Here is an 11226-nt window from a genome sequence, read left to right on the forward strand (position 1 = left end):
TATCAGAGACAGAAATGTAAGTTAAAATTGCAGAAATCCAACGCTCAGATGCCATTTGATCAGTTAACAATGCCCAACCATGATTGATCGCGAACAGAAGAGATCCTATTAATAGGGCTACTTTAAAGGCAGTTGGCATCAACTGGCGATCAAATAAGCTAAATAAATATTGTTTTACAATGTTCTTATGTCTCATTCTGTAACTTTCCTTGAAGTAGTAATTAGCAGCAGTAGAGGATATTCACAATCATGTAGTTGCATTTAGTTGACATAATGTTGTATTTTGAATAATTCATTAAATTTTTCTGATTTTCGCAGCATTTAAATAAGCTTGAGGATTTTCAGGATCAAATTCCAGACCATTAAAAAATTTCTCAACACCTCGCGATGTACTGGGTGTAATCGCTTTCTCCTGACCGATGAATTTTGCTGCTTCCCGCCACAAATCTTCGCGATTTACAGCCTCAATTAAGGGTTTGGTTTCAAATTCTGGTGAGCGATACCCCCAACGCATATCTTCAATCAAAAACCACAAATCATGACTTTTGTAAGGATAAGAAGCACTTTCACGCCAGAATTTAATAGCATGAGGACTGTTTTCTACTACACGCCCATTTCCATAGTCAAATTTGCCTAACAAGCGATCGCGAAGTAAATCACTTTTGACTCCCATCCACTGGCGCTGTGAGAGAATCTGAAACATTTCCTCCTTATTTTCAGGGTGATCGCACCATATTTGAGCTTCCAAAACAGCAGCTAGCAGCGCTTTAGCTGCCTTAGGATGCTTATCTACCCAGTTAGCACGCATAGCGAGTCCTTTTTCAGGGTGATTGTTCCACAACTCTCCACTAGTTACAGCTGAGTATCCAAGCTTCTGTTTAATCAAACGATGATGCCAGGGATCGACCACACAAAAACCGTCCATTGTCCCACCGCGCATATTAGCTACCATTTGCGGCGGTGGCACAACAGTCAGCGATACGTCCCGTTCCGGATCGATACCACCGTAAGCTAGCCACCAGCGCATGAAAAAATCTCCTGTTACCCGTCGATAGGGAATAGCAAAACGGGAGATTTCTCCAGTCAACGCTTTGTTAGCCAAAGCTGATTTGAGAGCAAAGCTGTCCAAACCAAGGTTTAACTTTTTATAGATATTGGCAAGTGAAATCCCTTGTCCATTCACATTCAGACGAGCCAGGAGGTACATGGGGATTTTACGACCATAGGTAATCTCTCCCGTAGCGATCAGGTATGCCATGGGAAAGAGTAAATGGGCACCATCTAAGCCACCATCATCTGAACTTAACATCAGTTTATCACGCGAAACAGCCCAAGAAGCCTGCTTATTTACTTGGACATCAGGCATACCATACTTAGCAAAAAAGCCTTTAGCTTTGGCGATGATTAAAGGAGAGCAACTGGTCACGGCGACGAAGCCCAGTGTCGCTTTTGTCACCTCAGGAGTATCACTATAACCAACATGCACACCTGAACTCAACTGGGTAAAAGTGGAGCCAGAAGTGGCACGATGGGTTATGGTTTGAGTCAGTAGTGCTGCTGCACCTGTCGTTGCTAAAAATTTACGTCTGGAAAGCTTTGTCATATCGATTTATCTCTTAAAAGTGAGCAGATATATATATTTGATGGCTTCTTTTTGAGCGCTATCCTAGCAGTAAGTCTAGAACGGGGGAGCCCAATTGCACGGCTCACTGCTATGCATCTATAGCACCCTTATGGGTGTCTACACTATAAACTCAGCCAAGATTGTGTGACAGAGTCTAAACGGCTTTAGGCGAATGGCACGAATGGCACTAAGAAAAGCGCAAATGTATTATTTACAAGGGTTTCATCTCTTTGGAAAAATGTAGAGTAATAAAGCAGCGATGGCGCAAGCGCCCGCCAACTCTTGGAGACGCAATGCGTTTGGCATCGCAAACTGAGAGTTGCAGATTATTCTGATTTCCGACCTTAAGACTATTAATTTTCTAAACCTCTTATCAGGCAATTATTTCAGCTTTTCTTAGTACCATTCAACTCAAGAGTGTGAATTCACAAACAGCTCAAACCACCACTAATGCTGACGAGTCGGCAATCCGTGCTTTCCTTCACCAGATGATTGATGCTTGGAATCGAGGTAGCGGGGAAGGCTTTGCTGCCCCGTTCAGCAAAACTGCCGATTTCCTCACGTTCGAGGGCACACATCTCAAGGGTCGAAAAGAAATCGCTGCATTTCATCAGCAAGCGTTCGACACAGTTATCAAAGGGACACGCCTGGAGGGTGAGGTGAATTTTGTCCGCTTCGTGAACTCGCAACTCGCGCTCATGCACGTAGTTATCAGGGTAATACTGCCCGGACAAACTGAAACTTCACCGTCACGAGATTCGCTACCGCTATACGTTGTAACGAAATGCGACGAAGGTTGGCAGATCGAAGGGTTGCTCAATACCCGGAAGTTAACGCTAGAACGTCAATTCTTCTTAGACGACTTTGACTCCCTGAGTGCAGAGGCTCAACGTCAAGTGACCGACCTCGTTGCAGGTCTCAAAGCGAGTGGAGTAATCACTCCGCCGCAAATTGATGCGAAATAAAACCAATCTCCATTAGGAGGACAATCATGAAACCTCAACTCATTTTCGGAGTACTAACGATCGCAACAGGATTGCTCGGAGGTTCATTCACTCATCCCGCGATAGCGTTAGCGAAGCGGGGCGCTCTTAGCGCACAGCGCTGCTGCGTTCGCCCTTGGCGTCTCCCCTTGGGAGAAGCGCAGATCGCACACAGCATTCCTCCACAACAAACCTCCCCCATTCTGATCGCCACTGCCTACACTGATTTAACTTTACCTACCTTACGCCAAGGCGATCGCGGCAGAAACGTGCAATTGTTACAGCGCATCCTTCAAGACAATGGCTTTTTAGGAGCCGCAGGTGTGAGGTTAGGCAATCCAAGAGGGGCGATCGTCGATGGCATCTTTGGTGCGATCACAGTGTCTGCGGTACGCGATCTCCAGAGACGATACAGAATCCCAGTTACAGGGCGAGTCAATCCAACCACCTGGGAAGTCCTGGATATGCACGAAAACCCCTATCGATCCCCGCTTCCCTGGAAACAACAGAACATTACACAACCACAAGCCACAGGAGATTTCTAATGAACCGAAAGATTCTTTCAACCAAAATCACAACCACAATCGCAATCACGATTCTGTTCGGCGTACTGTTACTGTTCAATTTTCCATCCCTGGCTCAAGTCAGTTCACAAGTGATTCCCAGAATCGAAGTGATCGAAAGTTCTGAAGGGATTCCACCCAGTTACCGTTTAGTCATTAGCCGATCTCAGGACAATGTTTATGTCTTCTGTCCGACTGACTTCGAGCCACAGTTGGACTATCTGCGAAATGTGAAGGCGATTCAATGTAAGCCGTTTACCAGCCCCTAGAAGTAAACCAGTGAGGGGCAACAGCATAACAACTCACACCACTTTTTTGCTTTGAACAGAGGAGAGATTCAGATGTCAGAGAACAATAAAGCAATTTTAGAAACGGCAAACGCGGCGATCGCCCAAGGCAACAATGAAGGATTCTTGTCGTACTGCGCCGACGACACGCATTGGACGTTTGTAGGCGACAAGACTCTTAAAGGAAAAGAAGCTGTTCGCCAATGGATGGCAACGACATACATAGAGCCACCAAATTCTATCGTTTAACCCAGGTAGTTACGGTCAAGCATTCTGTTAGATAGGTCAATGACATGTTCAAAACTGCAAAATCACGACAAGAAATACTAGAGTTCAACCTCTTTGGATTTCGACTCTCATTTCAAAAGATAAAGATACCGATGCGCCGCGCAACCCTTTTCGCGATCGCGCTACTCTTTACCACCCATTTCGCCTCCGCCTGCACGGAGTCCACAGCAATGTCACCTACAATCACCTATCCTGAAACCAAGCGAGTCGATGTCGTCGAGCAACATTTCGGACAGACGATCGCTGACCCCTATCGCTGGCTGGAAAACGATGTCCGCAATGACAAAGAAGTCGCCGCTTGGGTCGAATCGCAGAACAAAGTCACCAATGCTCATCTCAATACGCTGCCAGGTCGAGATATCTTCAAGAACCGACTGAAGCAGTTGTACAACTATGAGCGGTTCTCTATTCCAGTCAAAAAGGGTGGACGGTATTTCTACCTTCATAATTCCGGACTTCAGAACCAGCAGGTTCTTTATGTCCGCGACAGCGTAGATAGCGCAGGGCGTGTGCTGATCGATCCCAACAGTTGGGCAGAGGACGGGGCGACTGCGCTTGCTGAATGGTCAGCTTCTGATGATGGCAAGCGCGTGGCTTATGCGGTGCAGGATGGCGGTACCGACTGGCGCACGATTCGGGTACTGGAAGTGAACACGGGCAAGGTACTCGACGATCAGGTCAAATGGGCGAGATTCACCAGCATCGCATGGACGAAGGACGGATCTGGCTTTTTCTACGCCCGTTACCCTGAACCGAAGCAGGGCACCGAATCGCAAGCAAGCGTAGCCAACCATGCCGTCTATTTTCATGCGATCGGCACCCCCCAGGCGCAAGATCGGCTGGTCTATACAAACCCGGATCAGCCGAACATGCTGCATACCTTGAGCATCACTGAAGACGGGCGTTACGTCGCCATCACTTCTACGCCCATTTCAGCGACCAACACACTGACCGTGGTGGATCTCCAGAGCGCTGATTGGAAGCCTCGCAAGCTGGTCGATAATCTCGATAATCAATGGGGTGTCGTCGGCAATGTGGGGACAAAGTTCTTCCTCATGACTAGCCAGGACGCGCCGCGCTTCAAGGTCGTGACGATGGACATCGCCGCTGCTGACCCAGCGATCAGGGATGTAGTGCCGGAGCAGGATTCGGTTCTGCTCAATCCGTCGCTGGTCGCTGGACGGTTGCTGATCTCCTATCTGGCTGACGTGAAGACAGAAATTCGACGCTACACGCTGGATGGCAAGGCTGATGGTGTGGTGAAGCTGCCCGGTATCGGCACCGCTGGCGGTTTTAAGGGTAAACAGAGCGACCCGGAAACCTTCTTCATCTTCACCAGCTTTAACGCTCCGGGCGTAATCTATCGATACGATGTCGCCAGCAACACGGCGCGGGTGTGGGCACAACCCAAGGTGGCGATCGATCTCAGTCAGATCGCAGTCGAACAGCGTTTCTATACGTCAAAGGATGGCACCCGTGTCCCGATGTTTATCGTCCGACGCAAGGATGTGACCCGTTCGGCACCAACGCTGCTCTATGCCTATGGGGGATTTGGAATCCCCATACTTCCCGCTTTCTCGCCGGAGCATTTGGGATGGGTCGAACAGGGCGGAGTGTACGCTGTTGCTAACATTCGCGGCGGCTCCGAATATGGCAAGGCATGGCACGAAGCGGGTCGTCGTCAGAACAAGCAAAATGTCTTCGACGATTTCATCGCGGCGGGCGAGTATCTCAAGGCGCTCTTAATCACGCCCCAAGACGGCTTGGCGATTCAGGGTGGATCGAATGGCGGACTCCTGATCGGCGCAGTGGTCAATCAGCGACCGGATCTGTTCGCCGCCGCGCTGCCCCAGGTTGGGGTCATGGACATGCTCCGCTTCGACCAGTTCACGAGCGGAAAAACATGGGTAGACGAGTTTGGGTCTCCGGCACGGGAAGCGGATTTCCGTAACCTCTTGAGCTATTCGCCTTATCACAACATCGAGTCTGGCAAGGCATATCCCGCGATCCTTGCCACCACTGCCGACACAGACGATCGCGTGGTGCCAGGGCACACCTTCAAATATGTCGCTGCGCTCCAGGCGGCGGATATCGGTGACAAGCCCCACCTTGCCCGCATCGAGACGCGCGCGGGACATGGAGCGGGCAAGCCCACGGACAAGATCATTGAGGAAACGGCGGATATGTGGGCTTTTGCCGCTCATTGGACGGGGCTGGATGTGAAGCCAGCGAAGTGAGTGATCGCGTCAAACAAATCAACATACGTCGAACTAATCGAGGAAGCGTAACGCCTCACACCACCCTATTTCCGTCAATGCGTAAGTTCTAACAAACTAATTTACAGTCTGCGCTTTGGTGGGGTCATCGATGACCCCGTTAATACCTGAACCCATCAACAACTAGCTCGAAGGAGTTTATCCCCATGTCTCACATTTCTTCTAACCACAAGCGAGATCGTGTCCTACCCACGCACGGCTCAGAGCCAACGGTTCCCGCTAAGAGGAGAACCATGCTTGCTCACAAGCCTCACATCCGAAGCTCGTTAATGATTGGGGCGGTGATACTGGTTCTTAGTGCCTGCGGCCAGCCCATATTCGGGCACCCGTCAAATCCGGGGGAGATCCCGGTAGGATTAGAACGATTTTACAACCAGAAGCTGACCTTCGGCTCGTGCGAGGGCTACGCCACCACGGATGCCGACGCTAAGGCGTTCGCCAACGACACCTTCGAATGCGCCCGGCTTGAGGTGCCGCTCGACTACCAGAACCCCCGCGGGCGAACCGCGCAGATTGCACTGCTGCGCGTACCAGCAAAGGGCAAGCCGAGCAAACGAATCGGCTCCCTGCTGCTCAACCCAGGCGGCCCCGGCGCCTCTGGGATGAGCTACGCCTCCCTGGTGGCGACTACCTTAGGTGAGCACCCGATCACCGAGCGGTTCGACCTGATCGGGTTCGACCCACGCGGGGTTGCGGCCTCGACACCAGCCCTAGACTGCTTCACCGATGCCGAACGAGAGGCCAACTTGTTGGTCAACTCGATCAACTCCGGGGGCAAGGACTACACCGACCACCTCATCGGTCTCAAAATCCCCGCAGACGGCGCTCGCTGCGTCCTTTAGGCGCGTTGGGACACTGAGTCCATCTCGCAACAGCTTACGCCATAAGCTATTTAGAAGTATGAGTAGCATTCGCGCAGAAAACCGGGTTAAGAGATATTACATGAGTAATACAAGCATTTTTAGAAGCTTAAACCCTCATTTTATCGTTGAGTAATGACTCGATGATCAGCAGAGCGTCAATGATCTTCGTTATTGGGAAAACCCTCAGCGAATAAGGCTTTTAAGCTTAACCCGGTTTTCTGTTCTGATGATACTCATACCCCTAGTATAACTCTTGAAATATAAGCTACGGTAATTCTATCGGTAAAAACTATAACAAGCTTTAATTACCACTAATTCTATCGGCAAACCGTATATTATGGATAAAGCAATAAAATAACCAACTTCAAAAGACAAATTTGAAGAAATCAAGCAATATCTTGTGATATTTGGCTAATTTTGCTGTGTTTATTTTGAATATCTTCTCAAAGCTTGTGCCCTTAGAGTATTTACCAAGCTGGCAGACATTAAAAAGTCAAAAGGAGTGAATGTGATCAACGCCATACAAATTAACGAAAACTTGACAACAACAGGACAAGTCATACCAAAACAGCTTGAGCAAGCTATTCAAGAAGGTTTTAAGTCCGTTCTCAATCTGCGATCGCCTGATGAACTAGGATTTTCTAAGGATGAGCAAAAAGTAGCAGAAGCATTGGGACTGTATTATCAAAATGTTCCACTCAAGGTGGATCTAAAAAATTTGAATGAAGAGGTGATTACCAAAATCCTCACGACACTCGAACAAATCCCGAAACCAGCAGTTGTGCATTGTGCCGCCGGGATGCGATCGACTGGAATTGCGCTGTTGAGTATCGCTATCCAGGAAGGATTAACACCAGAGGAAACCTTAGCAAAAGCAAGAAATCTCGGCTTTGGATTCTTTGAACACGCTGGCGTTAGTCCCCGATTGAAGCAATTATTTGTGGACTACGTTAACAAACACGCGAAGGTAGCTTTACCAGCTAGCTGCTCTTAGATATTAGTTATTTCTATTGTTATGTTCTAATAGACTAGAAGGCTGCTATACAAATCATTGAAGAAGAATTCAGAATTCAGAAGTCAGAATTCTTAATCAAGATGCTCTCTATGTTCGCGCAGCGCGTAGCTTGTTTACAACAGTAGCAAGTCGCACAGAATTCAATTCTGTTAGCGGATAGCTAAGGTTTAGCCCATTCTGGCTCACCTCGACTACGCTCGGCAACCACCTGACTCCTGAATTCTCTCTTCTTAAAAATTAAAAACTGCTCTTGCCTACTTTCAGCAAGAGCAGCTTTTAATAGCAAAGCCCAACATAAAAATTTAGGCATCTTCAAGTTCAAATTGAGCCACCGTAACGGCGTTAAAAGCGAAAGCTAAAACTAATGGCATCGGTGACTGCAAGCAAAAGGTACAAAGAACAGCTAGGATTGTGCCAATTACTGCGGACATCGACCACAATCGCTCTTCAAAAGTCAATCCTTTCTCGGCTTTAATTACTCTGAGAACGTGAACTGGAATTGGCTCCGGCATTACCCCACCCGGAGGGAAAGCCCAGAAGTTGTTACGTCGCTCAACAAATAAATCTGTCCAGCCATTTTCTTGGCACCATGCCTCAATCCATTGAAGTGAGTAATGATTCATCATCGGGTTTCGGAGTTCGGTTTGTGGAAGTTGTGTGCTTGGTGAATGTAAACTCTTGGAGATTCCTGAAGAACTAAACTAATCGCTATAAAACTAACGCTAATTATCGAACTTTAAGCTTTGTTAAGCAGTTGAGACGCATATAATTACGCTCAAACCTTGCTTTCATTAATTAAAAGACTAACAGTTGATCGGGGCTGTTGAATTCAAAAGACAACAAACTTTACTTGAAAAATGGAAACTCAAGAATTGTCAATAATTCAGTGAGTATTACTGCTCAATAAAACTCTTGATATCTTGAAATTCAAAGCTCCAAATGAAGAATTGTAAATAAGTCAACAAGCATAGGCATAGCCCATAGTAAACATTGCTTTATTCAGCTAAATTATTCCTTGAGAGTTAGGAATTTCAAGTTTTATCTTCATCAAGAGCGATAATTTAGGCTCCCCGTCTCTGTTTTGCTAAAGCTTGCTTGATGTAACAGGTAATTTATACTCAGTCATTGCGATCGCTATTGTATTTAATAATTATTGTTCTGAATATCTAAATTTTAGTGCGATCACAGATTGCCACTCTCTACCTCAAGTAGCAGGGATAATTTTGCTAAAGTAAGAAGTTTATGTTCTTTTTGCGTTACAAAATATTAAGCAACGGAAATACACGTTCTCCAAGTCCAGTAGCAAGGCTGCAAGTCTCAATTAGTACGATCCAGTCTTGCTAATATTCAAATGCGGTAATTAAATGCGGCAATTATACACTAAATTGGCTCTCAATATATTTTGGCGGCAAACACTAGCATTCCTTCTCGGAATTATTATCTGGTGTGTGGCCAATCCAGCAGTGGCAGTAGACTGGACTCATCCACTGTCATTTAGCAATGCAGAGTTATCAAGACGTGATTTTTCTGGACAGAGTTTGCAAGCTGCGGAGTTTTCTAACGCCAATATGGAATTGGTTAACTTTACAAACGCTGACTTACGGGGAGCAGTCATGAGTGCTTCGGTGATGACAAAAGCAAATCTCCACGGAGCGGATTTAACGAATGCAATGGTCGATCAGGTAAACTTGACTAAGGCAGATTTGAGCGATGCAGTTTTCAAAGAAGCTCTTTTGCTCCGCGCCATATTTAATGATGTAAATATAGACGGTGCAGATTTTACAGATGCAATTTTGGATAGAGCGCAAATTAAAGAACTGTGTGAAAAAGCCAGTGGTGTGAATTCCAAAACAGGCGTGCAAACTCGTGATTCTCTAGGATGTCAATGAAGCGTGTTGGTGTAATTGGTGGCGGACAACTAGCCTGGATGATGGCGGATGCAGCGCAGAAGCTAGGAGTAAAATTAGTAGTACAAACTCCAAGCGTTCACGACCCGGCCGTGTCAATCGCTCAGGAAACTGCTTTTGCGCCAGTTGATGATGCAAATGCTACGGAAATATTAGCTCAAAAATGCGATGTCATCACCTTTGAAAATGAATTTGTTAACCTGCAAGCTTTATCTGGTTTAGCACAGCAAGGTGTTTGTTTCCGTCCCAGATTAGAAGCTTTAGCTCCTCTTTTAGATAAATATCATCAGCGTTGCTATTTACGTGATTTGGGCTTACCAGTCCCTCAATTTTTTGCTCTTGAGGAGGTGGAAAATATTCAATCCAAAATAGAATATCTAGGTTTTCCAGCAGTCTTGAAATCCCGTCGTCATGGTTATGACGGTCAAGGTACTTTCATAATTCAGGATTTTGCTGCTTTAGAACAAAAGCTAATTCATGAAAGCACAACAAAGACTTTAAATCAATCACTTTTCTTGGTAGAAGAATTTGTCCCCTTTGAAAGAGAATTAGCAATAATTGCAGCTCGTTCTGTAGAAGGAGAAATTGTCACTTACCCAGTAGTGGAAACTCAACAAGAACAACAAGTGTGTCGGCGGGTGATTGCGCCAGCCGAGATTATGCCTAGTCAAGTAGCAGAAATCCAAGCGATCGCACATACTCTATTAAATAGCTTAGAAGTCGTAGGCATTTTTGGAATTGAGCTATTTCTGAGTGCTGATGGCAAAATCCTGGTAAATGAAATTGCACCCCGTACCCACAATTCTGGGCATTTTTCCCTTGACGCTTGTGAAACTTCGCAGTTTGAGCAGCACTTGAGAGCCGTTTGTGGTTTACCTTTGGGAAATCCGGCTTTGCAGTGCGCTGGTGCTGTAATGGTTAACCTACTGGGGTATGAAAGTTCTCACAGCGACTACCAAAGCCAGCGTCAACAAATAGCAGAAATTCCCCAGGCGCACGTTCACTGGTATGGGAAGACAGAATCACGTCCTGGGCGGAAGTTGGGACATGTTACCGTTTTGCTGGACGATCAAAATCGAGAATCGGCAAATGCATACGCCAACAACATCGCCCACAGCATAGAATCTATCTGGTATCCCAAGTAAATAGATCGGAAAGTTTCGATATTGAACACACAACATCTTTTGAAAAGCTATAATGAGTGAGTTGCACTACGACGTTGGTGACTGCCATCAAGTTTTTTGATCTATGCCTTTAATGACAAGGGAGTCAACTGTTCTCGTGGCAGTATACCGGGCATGTACCCGGAAACTTTAAACGAGGAATTTAGGTTCCCACCTGGATAAACCCAGGTCATAAACTTAGGTAAAACGGCGTCGCGGTGAACTTAAAATTATTTGCCCCCAAATTCAGCAGACCG

The 11226-nt window shown here is 46.6% G+C and carries 12 protein-coding genes and 1 other RNA gene; 10 read left to right on the forward strand and 3 right to left on the reverse strand.

The window, feature by feature from the left end:
• Both nrtS and IQ229_RS01445 read right to left on the reverse strand, forming a co-directional pair.
• Nucleotides 1–196, reverse strand: a 196-nt coding sequence (nrtS, locus tag IQ229_RS01440) for a nitrate/nitrite transporter NrtS (RefSeq protein ID WP_322743922.1), incomplete at its 3' end; no start/stop codon positions are given.
• 99 nt (nt 197–295) lie between these two features.
• Nucleotides 296–1603 carry a CmpA/NrtA family ABC transporter substrate-binding protein gene (locus IQ229_RS01445; RefSeq protein WP_194040609.1) on the reverse strand — a complete coding sequence of 436 codons (1308 nt, stop codon included), beginning with the start codon at nt 1601–1603 and terminating at the stop codon, nt 296–298.
• A 440-nt stretch (nt 1604–2043) separates the two neighbouring features.
• On the opposite strand from IQ229_RS01445, the gene IQ229_RS01450 reads away from it, so the two are divergent.
• The 7 genes from IQ229_RS01450 to IQ229_RS01480 all read left to right on the forward strand — a co-directional run bounded on the left by IQ229_RS01450 (nt 2044) and on the right by IQ229_RS01480 (nt 7878).
• On the forward strand, nt 2044–2589 hold the full coding sequence (locus IQ229_RS01450) for an SgcJ/EcaC family oxidoreductase (protein ID WP_194040611.1): 546 nt from the start codon (nt 2044–2046) through the stop codon (nt 2587–2589).
• A gap of 26 nt (nt 2590–2615) precedes the next feature.
• Nucleotides 2616–3152 carry a peptidoglycan-binding domain-containing protein gene (locus IQ229_RS01455; protein ID WP_194040614.1) on the forward strand — a complete coding sequence of 179 codons (537 nt, stop codon included), beginning with the start codon at nt 2616–2618 and terminating at the stop codon, nt 3150–3152.
• The gene (locus IQ229_RS01460) at nt 3152–3439 is read left to right on the forward strand and encodes a hypothetical protein (RefSeq protein ID WP_163927108.1); all 288 of its coding nucleotides are present in this window, start codon (nt 3152–3154) and stop codon (nt 3437–3439) included. The genes IQ229_RS01455 and IQ229_RS01460 overlap by 1 nt, the downstream gene beginning before the upstream one ends.
• A 72-nt stretch (nt 3440–3511) precedes the next feature.
• The gene (locus IQ229_RS01465; RefSeq protein WP_228012987.1) at nt 3512–3706 is read left to right on the forward strand and encodes a nuclear transport factor 2 family protein; all 195 of its coding nucleotides are present in this window, start codon (nt 3512–3514) and stop codon (nt 3704–3706) included.
• Between the two features lie 44 nt (nt 3707–3750).
• The gene (locus IQ229_RS01470) at nt 3751–5982 is read left to right on the forward strand and encodes a prolyl oligopeptidase family serine peptidase (RefSeq protein ID WP_228012989.1); all 2232 of its coding nucleotides are present in this window, start codon (nt 3751–3753) and stop codon (nt 5980–5982) included.
• Nucleotides 5983–6290: 308 nt separating this feature from the next.
• Nucleotides 6291–6863: an alpha/beta fold hydrolase gene (locus IQ229_RS01475; RefSeq protein WP_228012991.1), complete on the forward strand. Its 573-nt coding sequence runs from the start codon at nt 6291–6293 to the stop codon at nt 6861–6863.
• Between the two features lie 529 nt (nt 6864–7392).
• Nucleotides 7393–7878, forward strand: coding sequence for a protein tyrosine phosphatase family protein (locus tag IQ229_RS01480; protein ID WP_194040625.1), 486 nt, complete (start codon nt 7393–7395; stop codon nt 7876–7878).
• A gap of 323 nt (nt 7879–8201) precedes the next feature.
• Here the strand turns inward: IQ229_RS01480 and IQ229_RS01485 are convergent, their stop codons facing one another.
• The gene (locus tag IQ229_RS01485) at nt 8202–8525 is read right to left on the reverse strand and encodes a slr1957 family protein (protein ID WP_194040618.1); all 324 of its coding nucleotides are present in this window, start codon (nt 8523–8525) and stop codon (nt 8202–8204) included.
• Nucleotides 8526–9263: 738 nt separating this feature from the next.
• On the opposite strand from IQ229_RS01485, the gene IQ229_RS01490 reads away from it, so the two are divergent.
• From IQ229_RS01490 to ssrS, 3 genes are all read left to right on the forward strand, one after another.
• Nucleotides 9264–9788, forward strand: a complete 525-nt coding sequence (locus tag IQ229_RS01490) for a pentapeptide repeat-containing protein (RefSeq protein ID WP_228012993.1) — start codon at nt 9264–9266, stop codon at nt 9786–9788.
• A complete protein-coding gene (locus IQ229_RS01495) occupies nt 9785–10951 on the forward strand; it encodes a 5-(carboxyamino)imidazole ribonucleotide synthase (protein WP_194040628.1) in 1167 nt (388 codons plus the stop codon). Before IQ229_RS01490 ends, IQ229_RS01495 begins: the two co-directional genes overlap by 4 nt.
• 60 nt (nt 10952–11011) lie before the next feature.
• Nucleotides 11012–11195, forward strand: a non-coding RNA gene (ssrS, locus tag IQ229_RS01500) — 6S RNA.
• The last annotated feature ends 31 nt before the right edge of the window (nt 11196–11226 follow it).

Origin of the sequence: Nostoc cf. edaphicum LEGE 07299 (genome assembly GCF_015207245.1) — a bacterium.
GTDB classification, from domain to species: domain Bacteria; phylum Cyanobacteriota; class Cyanobacteriia; order Cyanobacteriales; family Nostocaceae; genus Nostoc; species Nostoc edaphicum_B.

Excerpts from the sequence above, each read along its gene's own strand:
- IQ229_RS01445 (WP_194040609.1), bottom strand. The coding sequence starts at position 1,603 with ATGACAAAGCTTTCCAGACGTAAATTTTTAGCAACGACAGGTGCAGCA.
- IQ229_RS01455 (WP_194040614.1), top strand. The coding sequence starts at position 2,616 with ATGAAACCTCAACTCATTTTCGGAGTACTAACGATCGCAACAGGATTG.
- IQ229_RS01460 (WP_163927108.1), top strand. The coding sequence starts at position 3,152 with ATGAACCGAAAGATTCTTTCAACCAAAATCACAACCACAATCGCAATC.
- IQ229_RS01465 (WP_228012987.1), top strand. The coding sequence starts at position 3,512 with ATGTCAGAGAACAATAAAGCAATTTTAGAAACGGCAAACGCGGCGATC.
- IQ229_RS01470 (WP_228012989.1), top strand. The coding sequence starts at position 3,751 with ATGTTCAAAACTGCAAAATCACGACAAGAAATACTAGAGTTCAACCTC.
- IQ229_RS01475 (WP_228012991.1), top strand. The coding sequence starts at position 6,291 with ATGATTGGGGCGGTGATACTGGTTCTTAGTGCCTGCGGCCAGCCCATA.
- IQ229_RS01485 (WP_194040618.1), bottom strand. The coding sequence starts at position 8,525 with ATGATGAATCATTACTCACTTCAATGGATTGAGGCATGGTGCCAAGAA.
- IQ229_RS01490 (WP_228012993.1), top strand. The coding sequence starts at position 9,264 with ATGCGGCAATTATACACTAAATTGGCTCTCAATATATTTTGGCGGCAA.
- IQ229_RS01495 (WP_194040628.1), top strand. The coding sequence starts at position 9,785 with ATGAAGCGTGTTGGTGTAATTGGTGGCGGACAACTAGCCTGGATGATG.